We start from the raw sequence: 18,225 nt of genomic DNA on the forward strand, positions 1-18,225 counted from the left end.
AACTGATGAAACTAAAATTCGGAATCCTGCTGCTTTCCGTCCTGGCCCTTGCCTCCTGTGGTACGCCGGACCAGCCTATCGTCATTACGCCGGAAGAGTACCACGCCTCCGTAGACCAGGTCACGGACATCATGGTGCACGACATTTTCAGCCCGCCGGTGGCCAGCCGGGTATACGTATACCCCAACATAGCGGCTTATGAAATCATGGCCCTCCACAACCCGGGGTACCGGTCCCTGCAGGGGCAGGTATCAGAGTTGGGCGCCATCCCGGAGCCCAAAGCCGGGGTCCCTGTTAATTATCGCCTGGCTGCCCTGGTGGCACATATGGACCTGAGCCGCCAGCTGATCTTCTCCGAAGAGATGATGACGCGTTTCCGCGACAGCCTCTACACGGCCTGGTCCGAAACCAACCGGAAAGAGTTCGAGGCTTCCCGCGATTACGGCCTGGAGGTTGCCGGATTTATCGCCGGATGGATGGACAAGGACAATTACAAGCAGACCCGCACCATGTCCAAATTTACCGTGGATACGGAGGAACCCTCCCGGTGGCAACCGACCCCGCCGGCCTATATGGAAGGCATAGAGCCGCACTGGAGCAAGATCCGGCCTTTTGTGATCGATTCCGCCGCCCAGTTCAAACCCACCCCCCCGCCTCCCTTCTCCATGGAAGAAGGTTCGGATTTCTATAATGAGGTTAAGGAAGTTTACGATGTGAGCCTGGAAATCACCGAAAAAGGGGATGCCTCCGAGGAAGTGGCCATCGCCCAGTTCTGGGACTGTAACCCGTATGTATCGGTCACCCGGGGGCACCTGATGTTCGCCACCAAAAAAATCAGCCCCGGGGCCCACTGGATCGGGATTGCCAAGATTGCCAGCCGGAAATCCGGAGCCGATTTCGACAAGACGGTTTATGCCTACACCAAAACCTCCCTGGCCATAGCGGACGGGTTTATAAGTTGTTGGGATGAGAAGTACCGCAGCAACCTGATCCGGCCGGAAACCCTGATCAACCAGTACATTGACGAGAATTGGAAGCCGGTCCTGCAAACCCCGCCTTTCCCGGAATACACCAGCGGCCACAGTGTGGTCTCCGGGGCTGCGGCTGTTGCCCTAACCAGCATTTTCGGGGACAACTTCGCCTTCGACGACGATACCGAACTGCCTTATGGCCTGCCCGTTCGTTCCTTTAACTCCTTCCGGGAAGCCGCAGACGAGGCGGCCATCAGCCGGATGTACGGGGGCATCCACTACCGCGCAGCAGTTGAAATAGGTGTCAGCCAGGGGCGCAGCCTGGGCGCCTTCCTCGTAGACCATCTGCAGATGACCCAGGAAACGGCCATGGCCGAACCACAATCCGAATAACTACTTTAGAACCCAATTGTTGAACCCACTAAATGCATTGCTGACGGATGAAGAAACCTGTTAAGGTACTGGGCGGGATACTCCTTCTGGCCCTTGCCGGCTATTTGTTTGTCTATCCGAACGATTACATTGTACGCTTCGAGGCCCGGACCTTCCCGGGCCCCATTAACCAAACCATCAAAATCTGGCACGAGGAAGTCGGGGTGGCGGACTCCCCGGTAACCCAGGAAGACCTGTACCACCTGGAACAGCTGGTACAGGCCGGGGATTCCGTCCACCGGTACCGCTGGGAAATCGAGCCCCTGACCGATTCCACCTCGAGAGTCACCGTCAAGGTACGGGACATGGACCACAGCCTGATGAACAAACTAAAGGTTCCCTTTGGGGGGTCGGCCGTGGAGATGGCGTCAAAACGCTACGTAAAGGAATTCGCTGAAAGCCTGAAAACCCACATCGAGCAGTTCCGGGTCCGGATTGTAGGGGAGGCCGAAACGCCCAGCACTTTCTACGCCTATGTAAACCTGACCACCTCCCAGCACAAGAAGGCTGCAGGGATGATGGACAACTACATGCTGCTGAGCAACCTGTTGTACCAAAACCAGGTTACCCTCAACGGCCCTCCCATGATTGTGGTAAACCGGTGGGAACAGGAGAAGGACAGCCTCAATTATAATTTCTGCTTCCCCATTATCCGCTCGGACCACCTTCCGCAGCACCCTGAGGTCTCCTATAAAAGGATCTTCCCGGAGCGCGCCCTTAAGGCCGAGTATTACGGGAATTACATCACCTCGGACCGGGCCTGGTACGCCTTGCTGGACTACGCGGAGCAGAATGGCATCCCGGTGGACCCCACTCCCGTGGAGGTTTTCTACAACAACCCGAATACCGGGGGGGATATGCTCAACTGGAAGGCGGAAATTTACCTGCCCATCCTGGAAGAAAATAAATAACCAAAAGGGACTTTACGCCCCAATTCAGGCAACAAAACGGGTTCCTGACCGAACATTTGGCAAAAAAAAGGACCCAATTAGCCCGAATCTGTTATTTTAGCTACCGCCGACACCTAAACAACCAACTAATCAGGACCCACTATGACCTCTTCTTTCGAATTTTGGGATTATTTCGTCTTTACCGCTTACGCCGTCCTCATCCTCGGGGTTGGCCTCTATGTTTCTAGGGATAAAAAAGGGCACCAGAAAAATGCCGAAGACTACTTCCTGGCCAGTAAATCCTTACCCTGGTGGGCCATTGGCGCCTCCCTTATTGCAGCGAACATCTCGGCCGAGCAGTTTATCGGGATGTCCGGTTCCGGTTTTGCCGTAGGCCTTGCTATCGCCTCCTACGAGTGGATGGCCGCCGTGACCCTCATTATTGTGGGGAAATACTTCCTGCCCATTTTTATAGAAAAGGGCCTGTATACCATCCCGGAATTCATAGAAAAACGGTATTCCACCAACCTGAAGACCATCCTGGCGGTGTTCTGGATAGCCCTCTACATCTTTGTGAACCTGGCATCCGTACTTTACCTGGGGTCCCTGGCCCTGGAGACCATCATGGGTATCCCCATGGTGTACGGGGTTATTGGCCTGGCCCTTTTTGCCGCTGCCTACTCCCTGTACGGGGGGCTTTCGGCCGTTGCCTGGACCGATGTCATCCAGGTGATCTTCCTGGTATTAGGAGGTCTAATCACCACTTACCTGGCGTTGAATGCCGTCTCGGACGGTGCCGGGATATTTGCAGGGCTCCAGACCGTGTACGATGCCGTCCCGGAGAAATTCGTAATGATCCTGGACAAATCCAACCCGGAGTACAACAACCTCCCCGGTTTGGGCGTGCTCATCGGTGGGCTCTGGGTAGCCAACCTCTACTACTGGGGCTTTAACCAGTATATTATCCAGCGAACCCTGGCCGCCAAATCGCTGCGGGAATCCCAGAAAGGGATCATCTTTGCAGCCTTCCTCAAAATTATTATCCCTGTCATTGTGGTGGTTCCCGGAATCGCAGCCTATGTGATGGTAAACGACCCCGCCACCATGGACCGGCTCGGGCAGATGGCCATGAACAACGTGCCTACGCTGTCCCAGGCAGACAAGGCCTATCCGTGGCTGCTCCAATTCCTGCCTGCCGGGCTTAAGGGCGTGGCCTTCGCGGCCCTGGCAGCGGCTATTGTTTCCTCCCTGGCCTCCATGCTGAACTCCACGTCCACCATCTTTACCATGGACATTTACCGGCAGTACATCAATAAAAACGCCTCGGACAAAAAGACCGTGAACGTAGGGCGGCTATCCGCCGCAGGTGCCCTGGTTATTGCCTGTATTATGGCACCCCTGCTAGGGGGTATTGACCAGGCCTTCCAGTTTATCCAGGAATACACCGGGCTGGTGAGCCCCGGTATCCTGGCCGTATTCCTCCTGGGTCTGTTCTGGAAGAAAACCACCAACCGCGCAGCCATTGCGGGCGCACTGGCCTCCATCCCGATTGCCCTGTATTTCAAGGTAGGGCAAAACGGCTGGTCGGACAGCCCCTTCTTTGTCGACATCCCCTTCCTGGACCAGATGGGCTATACCCTGCTGCTTACCATGGGGGTTATGGCCCTGGTAAGCCTTTCCCAGAACAAAGGGGAGAACGACCCCAAGGGAATCCCCCTGAGCCGGTCTACCTTCAAAACAAGCCCGAAGTTCAACATCGGGGCGTTTGCCGCTCTCATTATCATAGCGGTAATCTACGCCCTGTTCTGGAACTAAGGCGGGAAGTTGCCCCTAACCGGCCGGAGATCCCGGGCTGTTGGTTATCTTCGTACTGATATGAAGGTGACCCGCATAAAAAAATCCCTGCTATTCCTGTTGCTCTGCGCCTGTACCAGTTGCAGCCAATACGGCCAGTTGGAGCGCGTCGCGCAATTGCCGGGAAGGCTCAATGAAGTCTCCGGCATGGTTGCTTACTCCAGTGAAACGGTATGGGTCATAGAGGACGGTAGCAACCCGGACAATATCCGGGAAGTGGACACCCTGGGGCGGATTGTGAGGGAACTCGAAGTGGGCAATGCCAGGAACAAAGACTGGGAGGCCCTGACCGCAAGTCCGGATGGCCGCATGTTTATCGGGGATTTTGGCAACAATATCAATGAGCGGGACAATTTGCGTATTTACCGCCTGCCCGACCCCCGTACGGAGAAAGGAGATAAAATAGAAGCCGAGGTTATCCGCTTCAGGTATCCGGACCAGCAGGCCTTTCCCCCTCCCGACTCCCAACGCAGATTCGATGCGGAGGCCTTTTTTTACCTCGAGGGCTACCTCTATATCATCACCAAAAACCGATCTGAGCCCTTCGATGGGACCGCTGCGGTATACCGTGTCCCGGAAACGCCGGGGGACTACGAAGCCGAGCGGGTTACCGAACTGAACCTATGCATGGACAGGCGCAGTTGCCAGGTGACCGACGCGGCCCTGTCATCGGATGGTTCCCGCCTGGTGCTGCTGGGTTATGGGTACCTCTGGGTCCTGGACCATTTTGGGGAGGAGGGATTTAAGAGCACCCCCAGGAGGATCGCCTTGCAGACCAACACCCAATTGGAGGGCGTCTGTTTTGTAAATGACACCCTGCTATACCTGTCGGATGAGAAGAGCCTCGGGCGGGGCGGTTTTGTGTACCGCTACCCCCTGCCTTTCCTTAAAAGTCAAACCCTACCCCAAAAGAAAACCGAAGGCCCTCAGAGCCCGTAAAGAGGGAAAAACGGGCGGTAGCCAGGTCCAGGCCGTTCAGGAAAAACCCACCCCCGAATGAGGTATGCCACAGGGAGGATGGGAGGCCGGGAGACCATACCCTGCCGTAGTCGAACCCCCCGAAAACCCCAAGTGACATCGGAAGAAAACCGGTTTTCCACTGCCTGAACTGGTAGCGCAGATCCGTGAGTTGATAGTATGCCGTTTTCCCGGAAAAACGTTCATTCCGGAAGCTTCGCGGGCCATCGCTGGCACCGATGGATGCCGCCTGGTAGAACGCGTACCCATTGCCCATATTGAAGTGGGCCTTCCAGCGGGTCGCCAATACCAGGGCGCCGGAGGGGATAAGGGGGTGGTCCAGGGCGAGCTCGGGCACGAGATACCCGAAATGGTCCTGGGCCCCGCCGGACAGTTGCTTTTTAAACCCTGCTTCCAGGGAGGCAGACATCCCCAGGGTGGGAAAGGCTTCGCTATCCCGGTTCTCAAAACGGTATTCCCCGAAAACCCCTGCAAACTCCTGGGTGCGCTCCTCCCCATTGGCCTGAAAAAACACATTGACAAAGCGATCTGATGTTTCCTCTACGGTGATATACTCGTACCCCGCACCCGCCCGGAAGCTGCCCCCCATAGGACCCCTCCATACCAGGGCAGGCTTCACTTCCAGAATCCGCATCCGTACCCGGTTGTAGTCCAGGCCCAGGTCGTCGTCCGGGTTTGCTGTCTCATTCCCGATCCCAAAGAAGTTCATGCTGAAGTTCGGGCTGGTATACCGCCCGGCCACCTGGAAGTTCCAGTTCCCCAGAGCATTTGCGAATTCGCCCGTGTAGTTCAGGTCAAAACCACTGGTGGCAAAATAATAGGCGCCGCTAAACTGGTGACGGGTGGTAAAGGGGTTCCGCCGGAACCCGTACCGGGAATGCGTCCAGGACAGCCCGGTTCGAAACCCGTCGTCCGGGTTAAACCCGAATGCCGGCAGGAGCTGGCTTTGGAAATTTCCTAATTTCAGGGGCTGGTAGGTATTCACATCGTACGAATCGGTAAAGCGCCTGCGGGCACCTCCCATTCCGGTTACTTCCGAGCGTTTGCTCTTATAGTCGTACAAAAAGACCCGCTTGCCGGCGGCAACTTCGTAGCGGTCCCTGCCCAGCCCGCCGATGAGCCGGAACCGGATCCGGTTACCCCGGGGAAGGTCCACTTCGAAGCGGTCAGCGTCATCCAACCCATATACCCAGACCTCGCGGGTTTGCTCCGGGTCAAAAACCTTGCTGAAAAAGGGTTTTTGTTTCTCCCCTCCGATATTCCGGTAAGCCGTCAGGCGCACGCCGCCACTTGCTGCTCCTTCCAGGACAAACCAATCGTCCTTGTCGGTCCCCTGCACCACGATGTATTGCTGGAGCGTATTGTAATAGCGCAGGGCCGTTTCTTCCAGGCGGTCCAGGCGGGTCATGAGAATACCGGTTACAGCAGCCGTTGTGCTTTCGCGAACTTCCGCCGGCAGCCCCTCAAAAGAACGCGCCACCAGCTCCGGGGAAACCCGGCTGCAGATCAGGGCGGCCTGTCGCTGCCATTGCTCACGGGTGCTGCTGCCGAGCAGGGCCATGTCCAGGGGAAAGGGGTTGGTGTTGAAGGTGCGTACGTTGCGGACTTCCGGCCCAAACCCTTCCATTTTTTTAACGGCCGGGATGGCCCGTGTCAGAAAGGCTCCCAGCCAGCCGTCGCCCATTATGGAAAAGACCTGATCCCGGTCCCGTGGGATGGGTCGGTAGACCACGCTGTCCCCTTCTTCGAATTCTGCCCATCGCCACTGGTCCTGGTGTCGGTCCCAATCCCCGATAAGCATATCGAAGAGGCGGGCGCGCAGGTAGGCTTCCGTATCCACGCTGTACTTTTCGTCCCGTCGCAACCGCTCCAGCATGTCGGCTGTACTTTCTATATCCCTGGCAAAACCGAAACTCGCCAATCTTTCATGGCCTTCGGAGGGGTGCTCCTCAATCATATACAATTCGTCCCCGAAATCTGCATTGAACCGCTCAAGGGCGGGTTGCTTCGGGACGTAAAACAACCTGGGGTTGGTGTGGTAGATTTCCAGGGAATCCATCAAGACATCCAGGGCAAAAGGAGCATAGGGATGTGCCCCGGTATACAGGTCCTCCAAAAAGGCCACAGGTGCCGTACTCCCGAGCTGCCCCTTGATATACTGGTCCAGGAACACCGCGGCCTGGAGGTTCTGTTCGGCCTGCTTGCGCAGGGCCCTCATCACATATTCCTTGCCGCTGCCATGGCGGAGCCGCAGCGATTTGGATTGCTGGCCACCCCCTTTGCGGACCGGGACCAACCCGCCGTATAACGTATCCAGGCCCACCAGGGGAGCTTTCACCGGGGTGGCGTAATACGCCCGGTACCGTTCCCCCCATAACCGACGGTATAACCCGCCCTTGTCCACCTCTTCCCGGGTATAGACTGAGGCGAGAGTATCTTTCGGGTACGCTGTATGCCGGGGGTTTGCGTTTGCCGGTTCATAGGGCGCATACACCTCTGTTTCATACAACAGGGTTTCTTCCCCATTATCGGTTACCCCATAGTAGCGAACCAAGGAAGCCCCGTCCCCGAACAGCTCCAACACCACGTATCCCCGCTGGCCCGAAGAGAACCGGCTGCCCCCGAGCAGGCGGGTGGCGCCTTTTTTGGCCCCGGCCCCGCTCACAATCTGGGGGATTTCCTGCTCCACGATATACTGCAGGGTGTGCTCGTGCCCGGAAGCAATGATCACGCGTTCCCCGTGGCGGGCCAGGGTTATGAGGCGCTCCCGCATTTCCCGGTAGCGCTTGTTGAAGAGGTCTTCCCGGGAGACCCCGGCGGTTTTCCGGATGAGATTACCCAGGGAGCCCAAAACGGGAAGCGGCAGCTTGTCCGAGGCCGGAAAAACCTGTTGTTTTAAGGTAAATTGCCCCCCGTGCTCCCCATAGGTGAACATGGGGTGGTGGGCCGCCAACAGGATGGTCTTTTCGGCGTGCTTCTTGATTTCACTGCCCACCTCGTTCCAGAACACCTCCCGGCTTTTGATGTCGCAATCGTCGTTGATGCCAGGGTGTCTGTCCCAGTCTGCCAGATACCACTCCGTGTCTACCACGATAAGTACCAGGTCTTCGGAAAGGGTCTCAACCCGCAGGGGACACCCATTCTCAGGCTGGAATACGTTCTTCCGGTCCAGGAAATCCTCCACGTACTTTTCCTGTCGCTTCAGCCCCTTAAGCCCCTCGCTATACCAATCGTGGTTTCCCGGGATAAAAAGCGGCCGGCCCGGGAAGCCCTCAAGGGTCAGGAGCTGCGCTTTCAGGTGGCTTTCAGCCAGAGCATAACCGGGCGCCCCTTCCTCCGGGAGGCCCTTGGGGTAGATATTATCGCCCAGGAACAGGGCTGTACTGTTGGGAGCTGCTGTGGTCAACCGGTCCCGGAAGCGCTGCAACACCGGGTTCATGCCATCCATAGGAGACAGGCCTGCATCCCCGATCAGGTAAAAGGTATGGGATACGGGCCCATGGCTGGAGCGCACCACCAGGGGTTCGCCCCCGGCGTATTTGGGGGCGTATGTCGCACAAGAAGCCAGCAGCAACAGGACGCCTGCAACCCAGAAGAGTCTTGAGAAACGGGGCCTGTAAGGAAGCAGTGTTTTTTTCGTACTTTGTGTTACCAATCTGATGCGCCAATGAGTCAACTCCTGCAAGCCGTTGAAACCTACGCCACCGACCTGCTTTCCGAAAAACTGGACCCCCGTTACCTGTACCACAACCTGAGGCATACGCAACGGGTTGTTCAAGGTACGAAAGATATCCTTACCCAACACGACCCGGGGCCCGGGGAGCGGGAGGCCCTCCTGGCGGCAGCATGGCTTCACGACACCGGCTACACCCAGGGGAGCGAAAACCACGAAGAGGCGAGTTGCACCCTCGCCCGGGAATTCCTCTCCAGCCAGGATTGCGGGGAGGCATTTATCGAGCGCGTGTGCACCCTGATTTTAGCCACCCGCCGCTACCATAACCCCAGGGACCTGTCCGAAGAAATCATCCGGGATGCCGACGCCTCCCATCTGGGCAAGGAGAGCTACCCGGAGACCGCAGAACTCCTCCGGGAGGAACTCGAGCAGCTGGGTATAGCGACCTATACGGCGGAACAGTGGCGCGAGGCTAACCTGACTATGTTCCGCAGCGAACACCGCTTTTATACCGACTACGCCAAAAACCAGTGGCAGGACGGTAAGGACGAAAATGTAGCCCGGCTGGTCAGGGAAGGAAAAAAACGAAAAAAAATGGCCAAAAAGGAAGCCCTGAAAGCCCAGCTCAAGTCCGAAAGCCCGGAGAGGGGCATCCAGACCATGTATCGGGTTTCCATGCGCAACCATCTCAAATTAAGCGACATAGCAGATACAAAAGCCAATATCCTGCTCTCGGTAAACGCCATTATTATTTCCCTGGTCATCGCGAACCTCATCCCCAAGCTGGATAACCCCTCCAACGATTACCTCATTGTCCCAACCATCATCTTTATCATCTTCAGTATCGGGTCTATGATCCTGTCCATCCTCGCTACGCGGCCCAACATCACCAGCGGGGAATTCACCGAGGAGGACGTCCGGCAGCGCAAGGTAAACCTGCTCTTTTTCGGCAATTTCCACAAAATGGACCTGAAGCAATACGAATGGGCCATGCGCGAGCTCATCCGGGATAAGGAGTACGTCTACAGCACCCTTACCAAGGACCTGTATTTCCTGGGCCTGGTCCTGAACCGCAAATACAAATTGCTGCGCTGGACCTACACCTTGTTTATGATCGGGATGATCCTATCGGTGATTTCCTTTTTCGTGGCCCTTAAGTACTTCGGGCCAGACCGCATCCTGGAACTTACCCCCTGATTAATCCTCCAGGGTTTTCATCAGGTCGTTGTAGTTGTAGAATTCCTTTTCCGGCTCCTCTTCCCCTTCCTTGCTGTAGAGGATTTCGGCCCGTATGGCCTTAAGCCCGGTCACGCCCTGCAGGCCCTCTAGTTCCACAATCTCTACGTTGCTGGTAAAATACCCTTTAGTGCGCAAAAAGGCAATATAGCGCAGGTACTCGAGCTCATCCGATTTCTGTGCATAGACTATGGCGAGTTTCCCGGGCTGGGTAAGCCGCTCCGAAGTGCCTTTGATGTAGGACTTGTCGATGCGTTTTTTGATGACCTCGTAGCGGGCATTGTAGGTCCCGTCCACGTCGAACCGTTTCTCATCCATGCGGAAGCGGATGGAGAGCTGGGTATTGTGAACCAGGATGAGGGAGGCCACATCGAGGGGCACGGCCAGGTCCCGTTTGAGGTTGTAATGGGCATTCTCCATCTCGCAGACCACCTGCAGTTGCCAAAGGCGCAGGTTGTTCAGGTAGAGGGGGTCGAACTCCCGTTCGGAGGCGATGGAGCTCCCGATATACATATTGTGTTCCACCCCGTCGGTCTTGTAACGCTCAAAATAGTGCGGGAACATCTGCTGGGCATCCTGTTGTCGGTGGTCCAGCAGGGAGGTCATGGTCTTGTTGATCCGCATGATGCTCTCGTCGTAGTTGCGGCGGTGGTCGTAGTAGGCCTGGGTGGTCGGGTCTATCCCGGCCTCATAGGCCTCAACAGCGGTTTGCAGTACGCCACCCCGCCCTTTCAGGTGCTGGAAGACAGGGTTGATCTCCTCCTGGATAAAGTTAAATACCAGTTGCTCGGTATTGGTATGGAGCACTTCCCCCACCTCGCGTACATAGCGGTCTACCCGGAAGATGAGCTCCTCGAATACCGGGAGGTTCTCCAGGTCCAGCGCCTCGCTCAGGACGTTACGGATCCCGGAGAGCTGTATCATCAGGTCGCGCTGGATGGCCTCGTTGCGCGCCGTGGAGGATTCCTTGATATCGGTTTGCCCGTAAAGGGGGTAAACCTGGTCGAAGCTGATCTCGCGGAACCCGGGCTCCCGGCCTTCCAGCTGGTCGATGATAAACCGACGGGCCTCTTCCTGGAACCGCCACAAAACGGAGTCGTGGACGGTGGTACATTCGTGCTGGATAATGGCGTCGATCAGGTTTTCCTCCTCGATCTTGGACCGTTGAACGGCAGAAACGATATAAGGCATCACATCGTCCAGCTTGGTCGCATTTACCCCGTTCAGGGCGTTGGGCACCCCGGATACCACCTCGAGAACCCCCAGCATTTCGCCCCCTTCGGCAATGGGGGCAAAGATTGCGCTCCGGATTCCCTGCTCATAGAGGCCTGCATAAAAGGGGTGCGATTCGGATACCGCTTTGTACTTGTCCATATCCGGGACCACGAAGTACCCCTGGTCCTGGATGAGTTTTTCGTAAGAGCCGTCGCAAAAGGCCTGGGAACAGTCCTCTGCATCCAACCCTTTGAGAATAAAGCTTTCTATCCCCTTGCCGTGCACCCGCTCCAGGCGGTCCCGCTTGGCGTTGTAGGTGATAAACCCGACCTGTATATCCTTCTGCCGGAAAAAAGACCGGAAGGTGTCCTGTAAGTCCTTCATGAAGCGGTCGCTTCCCCTCTTGTCGCTCGAAATCAGCTTGGACTTGATGGTGGAGATAGACTGGTCGTTGGTCACATCGAACATATTGGCAATGGCAAAGCCCTTGACGATAAAACTGCGGGGGGGGATCTTGGTCTTCCAGAATTCGATATCCTCCGGCCGCTCCAGCAGCTCATCCACGTCCTCCGGGGTAATATCCACTGCAGTGCCCGTTGGGATCAGTTCCAGGAAATCCGCGTTGTACATGATGCGGTAATGGCGCACCACACCTTCGCTGTCCGGGATTTCAAAAAAGTAAGGCCGGCTGAAATCGAACTGGTACCCGTAATAGAAATTCAGGATAACCGTGCAGGCCATGATGTAGTCGAAGCCTTCTTCCCGGTTCCTGAGGTCCGGGACAAAACCCTCCCCCGCATTGTCCAGGATCGCCTTCAGGCGGGCAGACGGGCTAAAAAGGATGTTTTTATACGGAAAGGTCAGGGCCTTGATCTCATTTTCACTGAGGACGGCGGAGAAGGCATCCTGCAGGATAAACTGAAGCACTTCCTTGTGGGTGTCTAACTTGTCCACCTCGGAAAAACCTTCCCGAAGTTCCGGGAACGGGGCCTGGGCTTCCAGGATGCGGCGCGCCTTTTCCTGTTCGAAAGCACTCCCCTCTACCGCCATCCTGTCGTAGGCGCGGAGGTACTTGTCGAAGCTGATCAGGTACTGTAGGGGTAATTCTTTCTCCATATGCATTGCGTTCCTTCTGCCCGTTAGTCTGCCAAAAGTCCATAAAATTACAAAAAACGACCATGAAGGTGGCGGGCACCCGCCAATCCGCACATTTTTTGGATATTTATCAAAACAAACCACATGACCTTCCGCAAACGTCTAGATCGCGCCTACGCCCAGGCGCGGGTGGTCCCCTTTAACGACGACACCCGGATTGTGCTTTTCAGCGATTGCCACCGGGGCGACAACAGTTTTGCAGACGATTTTGCCAACAACCGGAACATCTATTTCCACGCCCTGAAGCACTACTACAACGAGGGGTTCCTCTACTTTGAGCTCGGTGACGGGGATGAACTATGGGAAAACGTACACTTCGATGCCATTTTCGAAGCCCATAAAAATGTCTATGAACTCCTGCGGAAATTCCACCTGGAAAAACGGCTTTTTATGATCTGGGGGAACCACGATATGGTGTATAAGGACCCTGCTTATGTGGAAAAACACCTCAGCAGTTACTTCGAACCCATAGACGGACGCGACAAGGCCCTTTTTGAGGGCATCCGGTACGAGGAAGGAATCCGCCTGCGCCATGAGCACACCGGGCAGGAACTTTTCCTGTGTCACGGGCACCAGGCAGACTGGTGGAACTACACCTACTGGCGGTGGAGCCGTCTGTTGGTGCGCGTCCTCTGGAAGCCCCTGCAGGTGGTGGGCATCGCAGACCCCACCTCCCCCGCCAAGAATTACAAGGAACTCATCCGCATCGAAAAACGGATCAAGAAGTGGATCCTGGAGAACGAGATGCGGGTCACGGTGGCCGGGCATACCCACAGGCCGCGCTTCCCGGAGCCCGGGGAAATCCCGTTCTTCAACGACGGGAGTTGCGTGCACCCGCGCAGTATTACCGGCCTGGAGATCGAAGGGGGGCGCATCAGCCTGATTAAGTGGCAGATTGCCACCACGGAAGAGGGGGTCCTAAAAGTGGTGCGCCTGCTTCTGGAAGGCCCGGAGAACCTTTCGGATTACGCCAAAGCCTGAGATTAATCCGGGAAAGCAGGACAAACAGCCTATACACTTCAGAATAAAAACAGTTGCCCTGGCCTGAACCAGGACGGGCTGCCGGAAAATACTATCTTTAGGAGCACCAAACCTCCTAACGCTTAGGTTCTATGCCTTTATTGATTGTTATCGGGGGCATCCTGCTCCTGTTTCTGCTGGTTGCCCGGTTTAAGCTCAACGCCTTTATCGCCTTTATCATCGTCTCCCTTATGGTGGGCTTTGCCGAAGGCATGCCGCTTGAAGCCCTCGTTGCTTCGGTCCAAAACGGGATTGGGAGCACCCTCGGGTTTCTCATCCTGATCCTAGGCCTGGGGGCCATGCTGGGCAAACTGGTGGCAGACAGCGGTGCCGCCCAGCGGATTACCACCAAACTGGTAGGGCGCTTCGGGAAACGGTACATCCAGTGGGCCGTGGTCCTTACCGGGTTTATTGTGGGTATCCCCATGTTTTACTCTGTGGGCTTCGTGATCCTGGTACCCCTCGTCTTTACGGTTGCCGCAGCCACCGGGCTCCCCTTACTCTATGTGGGCATCCCCATGCTGGCCTCGCTCTCCGTTACCCATGGCTACCTCCCGCCCCACCCTGCCCCTACGGCCATCTCGGACATGTTTGGAGCAGACTTTGGTAAAACCCTGGTGTACGGGATCATCGTGGCAATCCCGGCCATCATTGTGGCAGGTCCGCTTTTTGCCCGGACCCTCGGGCGCATCAACGCTACCCCCATGAAAGAATTTATCAACCCCAGGGTGCTTACCGATGAGGAGATGCCGGGTACCGCCGTTAGTATCTTTACGGCCCTGCTTCCCGTCCTGCTCATTGCCCTGGCCACGATATGCGGGTACCTCCTCCCGGAGCAGCACCCCGCAACTCAGGTTATCTCCTTCCTGGGGAACCCGGTCATTGCCATGCTTATTGCAGTCCTGGTTGCCATTTATACCCTGGGCCTGGCCCGGGGCAGGAGCATGAAAGAGGTGATGGGAACCGTTTCCGAAGGGGTTACGGGAATTACCATGGTCACCCTGATTATTGCAGGCGCCGGGGCCCTGAAACAGGTCCTGGTAGACAGTGGGGTGAGCGATTACATCGCAGACCTGCTGAAAGGTTCCACCATTTCCCCCCTGATCCTGGCCTGGGGCATTGCCACGGCCATCCGGGTCTGCGTGGGCTCGGCTACGGTGGCAGGCCTTACCGCAGCGGGTATTGTCCTGCCCCTGGTACACCAGAGCGGGGTAAGCCCGGAGCTTATGGTACTGGCCATCGGCTCGGGCAGCCTGATGCTGTCCCATGTAAACGACAGCGGCTTCTGGCTTTTCAAGGAATATTTCAACCTTTCGGTAAACGATACCCTGCGCAGCTGGACTGTTATGGAAACCACCGTAGGGGTCATGGGCCTGATTGGGGTCCTCATTCTCAATACCTTTATCTAAACGCTTTATCATGGAACAAAAACCTTCCGATATCCTCCGGGAACTGCGCGGGGATCTGCCCCCGGCACCCCCGCCCGCCGGGCTCTACAAACCCGTAAAAATCATAGACGGCATGCTCTATGTATCCGGGCAGGGGCCCATGCTTAAAGACGGCACCTACCGCACTGGTAGGGCCGGGGACGACATGGACCTGGATGCCGCCAAAGCCGCAGCCCGCCAGGTGGGCCTTACCATGCTCTCCACCATAGAGACGCATTTCGGCTCCGTAGACCGTATTGAATGCCTGGTCAAGACCCTGGGGATGGTGAACTGCACCCCGGATTTTGCGCAGCACCCCCTGGTGATAAACGGGTTCAGCGAGCTGATGGCAGAGGTCTTCGGCCCCGATAACGGGGTTGGCGCAAGGAGTGCCGTGGGGATGATGCTCCCGGGGAATGTCGCCGTGGAAATCGAAGCCATCTTCAAACTCAAGCCCGATGCCCGATAAACAGACCGCCTGGTATGCCCTGGAAGACCCGTCGGCTATCCCCTCCCCTGCGCTTTTGGTCTACCCGGAGCGGATAGCCCTAAATATCGATACCATGATCCGGATGGCCGGCGACCCGGGTCGCCTGAGGCCGCATATCAAAACCCACAAGACGGCTGAAATCATCCGCATGCAAATGGACCGGGGCATTTCCAAGTTCAAATGCGCTACCATTGCAGAAGCCGAACTACTGGGCCAATGCGGGGCTGCCGATGTCCTCCTGGCCTACCAGCCCGTAGGTCCGGACCAGAAACGGTTTTTGGACCTACAGGAAGCCTATCCCAAAACCCAGTTTGCAGCCCTGGTAGACAATAGGAAGTCCCTGTCCGAACTCAATGCCCAGGCGGGAGCGCGGGGTACTGCCGTCCGCTTGTTCCTGGATCTGAATGTAGGGATGAACCGCACCGGGATTATACCTGGCCAGGAGGCAGAGGCCCTGTACGCGGAACTCTGTGGCATGGATGCCGTAGAGCCTGGTGGCCTGCATATCTACGACGGCCATCTGCGGGACCCGCTTCTGGAAGACCGGAAAGCGGCCTGCGATGCCGCCTTCGCCCCGGTGGAAGAAATGAAAGAACACCTCGAAGCCCGGGGCCTTCCTGTGCCTTCGGTCATCGCCGGGGGCTCCCCTTCCTTTCCGGTACACTGTCAAAGGGACGGGGTAGACCTCAGCCCCGGCACAACCCTGCTCTGGGATGCGCGGTACGGCGAATTTTTCCGGGATATGGAATTCCTGCCCGCGGCTGTACTCCTGACGCGCGTGGTAAGCCACCCCGCCCCGGGCACCTGGTGCCTGGACCTGGGCCACAAAGCCATTGCCCCCGAGATGGATTTCCCGCGGGTGCACCTCATGGGCCTGGAAGCCTGCCGGCAAACCGGGCAAAGCGAGGAACACCTGGTGCTCACCTGTCCGGAAAATAGTACCCTCCAGGTGGGGCAGGAAGTATACGGCATCCCCATACATGTCTGCCCTACCGTGGCCAAATATCCCAGGCTGCTGACGGTTTCCGAAGGCCGGGTAACCGGCAGCTGGAAAGTGGCCGCCCGGGATTACCAACTCAACATTTAAGAGTATGCTGGTATTCGATGCCCACCTGGACCTGGCCATGAACGCCATGGAATGGAACCGCGATCTGAGACTCCCCCTGGAAGACATACGGGCCAGGGAACAGGGAATGGCCGACAAACCGGACCGTCGCCGGGGGACGGTGTGTTTCCCCGAAATGCAAAAAGGACAGGTCGGCCTCTGTGTGGCCACTCTTATCGCCCGGTATGTAAAGCCTGCCAACCCGCTGCCGGGATGGCATTCCCCGCCCCAGGCCTGGGCCCAGACCCAGGGGCAGCTGGCCTGGTACCAGGAAATGGAACGGCAGGGCTACCTAAGGCAGATTACCACGGCCAAAGCCCTGGACCAGCACGTGGCCGACTGGGAGAAGACAGGCCCGGGGAGTGTGCCCATAGGGTATGTCCTGAGCCTGGAAGGGGCGGATTCCATCCTCAATCCGGAGCTCCTGCAGCGCTCCTGGGAACAAGGGCTGCGCCTTCTGGGACCGGCACATTACGGCCCAGGCACCTACGCCATGGGCACCCATACCGAAGGAGGCTTCACCGAAAAGGGCAGGAGCCTGCTGCGCGCCATGGAACGCCTGGGGATGGTGCTGGATGTTACCCACCTGAGCGACGCCTGTTTTTTTGAGGCTGTTGAACGCTACGACGGGCCCATTTGGGCCAGCCATTCCAACGCCAGGGCCCTGGTTCCGGACCAGCGGCAATTCTCGGACCAGCAGCTGCGCCTGCTCATTGGGCGCGGGGCGGTAATCGGGGCTGCCATGGATGCCTGGATGCTGGTTCCCGGCTGGGTCCGGGGTACCTCTACGCCGGAAAACACCCCGGTAACCCTTCGGGACGTGGCCCGGCACATCGACCATATTTGCCAGTTGGCCGGCAACAGCCGCCACAGCTGCCTGGGAACCGACCTGGATGGAGGGTTCGGGCGGGAGCAGAGCCCATCGGACCTCAACAGTATCGCAGACCTGGTCACCATGCGGGAAGTCCTTGCCACCATGGGTTACAAGGCAGAAGACCAGCAGAATATCCTGCGGGACAATGGCCTGGGGTTCCTCCGGAAGGCATTGCCACAGGACTGAGCCCGTCATCATATCGAATTTAACAGCAATTTAGGCCACCCCGGCAAGGTATTTGCTACTTTTACCGTGAAGCACTGGCTATGCGTACGCTGCTCTCCATACTGCTCCTTCTGCTGGTAACCAGGGTGTCCGCCCAAACGGATATGCCGGCCACACAGCCTTTGAATATTCAGGCCGACCCTGATCCGGAAGCCAAGCCTGAAAGCACCTTCTCCGCATCCCCCCTTAGCCCCAACCTCCCCGAATACGACCTTGGGGTCACCACCGGGAAGAACGAGGTGCGTATGCTCCCGGACCGGGATCTGAAACAGGCAGGACACGACCTGGTGCTTAAGCCCAAAATTGCCTTTAATGAAAAGGGATCGTCGGACCGGCATTACGGCGACATGTACCTGGGAGACATCAAGACCTCAGCCAAATTCGTGGGGGTGGTTTGCCGAGACCACGAGTTTGTGGACGGAGACCGGGTGCGCATTTTCGTCAACGGGAAGGTGGCCGAACACAACATCCTGTTAACAGGTGCTTATAAGGGCGTTAACCTGGAGCTGGAGAAAGGGTTTAACCGCCTGGACTTCGAAGCTCTCAACCAGGGTTCCACCGGACCCAATACCGCACAGGTAGACGTTTATGACGAGAAAGGCCAGCTCATCTATTCCAATAAGTGGCTCTTGTCTACCGGTTCCAAAGCCTCTCTGATTATCGTCAAGGAGGAGGAATAA

General features: G+C 57.0%; 13 protein-coding genes. 11 read left to right on the forward strand and 2 right to left on the reverse strand.

Annotation, left to right across the window (positions count from 1 at the left end):
* Window positions 1–5: 5 nt before the first annotated feature.
* From CA832_RS00905 to CA832_RS00920, 4 genes are all read left to right on the forward strand, one after another.
* A complete protein-coding gene (locus CA832_RS00905) occupies window positions 6–1,364 on the forward strand; it encodes a vanadium-dependent haloperoxidase (RefSeq protein ID WP_088339680.1) in 1,359 nt (452 codons plus the stop codon).
* Window positions 1,365–1,411: 47 nt separating this feature from the next.
* On the forward strand, window positions 1,412–2,314 hold the full coding sequence (locus CA832_RS00910) for a GyrI-like domain-containing protein (RefSeq protein ID WP_088339681.1): 903 nt from the start codon (window positions 1,412–1,414) through the stop codon (window positions 2,312–2,314).
* 141 nt (window positions 2,315–2,455) lie between these two features.
* Entirely contained in the window at window positions 2,456–4,108 is a 1,653-nt protein-coding gene (locus CA832_RS00915; protein ID WP_088339682.1) for a sodium/sugar symporter, read from the forward strand.
* A gap of 60 nt (window positions 4,109–4,168) precedes the next feature.
* Window positions 4,169–5,086, forward strand: coding sequence for an esterase-like activity of phytase family protein (locus CA832_RS00920; protein ID WP_088339683.1), 918 nt, complete (start codon window positions 4,169–4,171; stop codon window positions 5,084–5,086).
* Here CA832_RS00920 and CA832_RS00925 read toward each other — a convergent pair.
* Window positions 5,034–8,699 carry a metallophosphoesterase gene (locus CA832_RS00925; protein ID WP_233131685.1) on the reverse strand — a complete coding sequence of 1,222 codons (3,666 nt, stop codon included), beginning with the start codon at window positions 8,697–8,699 and terminating at the stop codon, window positions 5,034–5,036. The two genes, CA832_RS00920 and CA832_RS00925, sit on opposite strands and share 53 nt — an antisense overlap.
* A 93-nt stretch (window positions 8,700–8,792) precedes the next feature.
* Here CA832_RS00925 and CA832_RS00930 point away from each other — a divergent pair, with 93 nt between their 5' ends.
* Entirely contained in the window at window positions 8,793–9,995 is a 1,203-nt protein-coding gene (locus tag CA832_RS00930) for a Pycsar system effector family protein (protein WP_088339684.1), read from the forward strand.
* Here the strand turns inward: CA832_RS00930 and CA832_RS00935 are convergent, their stop codons facing one another.
* Window positions 9,996–12,365: a GAF domain-containing protein gene (locus CA832_RS00935; RefSeq protein WP_088340713.1), complete on the reverse strand. Its 2,370-nt coding sequence runs from the start codon at window positions 12,363–12,365 to the stop codon at window positions 9,996–9,998.
* 123 nt (window positions 12,366–12,488) lie between these two features.
* Between CA832_RS00935 and CA832_RS00940 the strand changes: the two genes are divergently transcribed.
* From CA832_RS00940 to CA832_RS00965, 6 genes are all read left to right on the forward strand, one after another.
* Window positions 12,489–13,385 (forward strand): metallophosphoesterase, encoded by an 897-nt coding sequence (locus tag CA832_RS00940; protein ID WP_088339685.1) that lies wholly within the window; start codon window positions 12,489–12,491, stop codon window positions 13,383–13,385.
* 131 nt (window positions 13,386–13,516) lie between these two features.
* On the forward strand, window positions 13,517–14,833 hold the full coding sequence (locus CA832_RS00945) for a gluconate:H+ symporter (protein WP_088339686.1): 1,317 nt from the start codon (window positions 13,517–13,519) through the stop codon (window positions 14,831–14,833).
* A gap of 10 nt (window positions 14,834–14,843) precedes the next feature.
* Entirely contained in the window at window positions 14,844–15,320 is a 477-nt protein-coding gene (locus CA832_RS00950; RefSeq protein WP_088339687.1) for a RidA family protein, read from the forward strand.
* Window positions 15,310–16,428, forward strand: coding sequence for a D-TA family PLP-dependent enzyme (locus tag CA832_RS00955; protein WP_088339688.1), 1,119 nt, complete (start codon window positions 15,310–15,312; stop codon window positions 16,426–16,428). The genes CA832_RS00950 and CA832_RS00955 overlap by 11 nt, the downstream gene beginning before the upstream one ends.
* A 4-nt stretch (window positions 16,429–16,432) precedes the next feature.
* Entirely contained in the window at window positions 16,433–17,506 is a 1,074-nt protein-coding gene (locus CA832_RS00960; RefSeq protein ID WP_088339689.1) for a dipeptidase, read from the forward strand.
* An 80-nt stretch (window positions 17,507–17,586) separates the two neighbouring features.
* Window positions 17,587–18,225 (forward strand): hypothetical protein, encoded by a 639-nt coding sequence (locus CA832_RS00965; protein ID WP_088339690.1) that lies wholly within the window; start codon window positions 17,587–17,589, stop codon window positions 18,223–18,225.

It is taken from the genome of Robiginitalea sediminis (assembly GCF_002198115.1).
In the GTDB taxonomy this organism is placed as follows: domain Bacteria; phylum Bacteroidota; class Bacteroidia; order Flavobacteriales; family Flavobacteriaceae; genus Robiginitalea; species Robiginitalea sediminis.

Excerpts from the sequence above, each read along its gene's own strand:
- CA832_RS00905 (WP_088339680.1), top strand. The coding sequence starts at position 6 with ATGAAACTAAAATTCGGAATCCTGCTGCTTTCCGTCCTGGCCCTTGCC.
- CA832_RS00910 (WP_088339681.1), top strand. The coding sequence starts at position 1,412 with ATGAAGAAACCTGTTAAGGTACTGGGCGGGATACTCCTTCTGGCCCTT.
- CA832_RS00915 (WP_088339682.1), top strand. The coding sequence starts at position 2,456 with ATGACCTCTTCTTTCGAATTTTGGGATTATTTCGTCTTTACCGCTTAC.
- CA832_RS00920 (WP_088339683.1), top strand. The coding sequence starts at position 4,169 with ATGAAGGTGACCCGCATAAAAAAATCCCTGCTATTCCTGTTGCTCTGC.
- CA832_RS00930 (WP_088339684.1), top strand. The coding sequence starts at position 8,793 with ATGAGTCAACTCCTGCAAGCCGTTGAAACCTACGCCACCGACCTGCTT.
- CA832_RS00935 (WP_088340713.1), bottom strand. The coding sequence starts at position 12,365 with ATGGAGAAAGAATTACCCCTACAGTACCTGATCAGCTTCGACAAGTAC.
- CA832_RS00940 (WP_088339685.1), top strand. The coding sequence starts at position 12,489 with ATGACCTTCCGCAAACGTCTAGATCGCGCCTACGCCCAGGCGCGGGTG.
- CA832_RS00945 (WP_088339686.1), top strand. The coding sequence starts at position 13,517 with ATGCCTTTATTGATTGTTATCGGGGGCATCCTGCTCCTGTTTCTGCTG.
- CA832_RS00950 (WP_088339687.1), top strand. The coding sequence starts at position 14,844 with ATGGAACAAAAACCTTCCGATATCCTCCGGGAACTGCGCGGGGATCTG.
- CA832_RS00955 (WP_088339688.1), top strand. The coding sequence starts at position 15,310 with ATGCCCGATAAACAGACCGCCTGGTATGCCCTGGAAGACCCGTCGGCT.
- CA832_RS00960 (WP_088339689.1), top strand. The coding sequence starts at position 16,433 with ATGCTGGTATTCGATGCCCACCTGGACCTGGCCATGAACGCCATGGAA.
- CA832_RS00965 (WP_088339690.1), top strand. The coding sequence starts at position 17,587 with ATGCGTACGCTGCTCTCCATACTGCTCCTTCTGCTGGTAACCAGGGTG.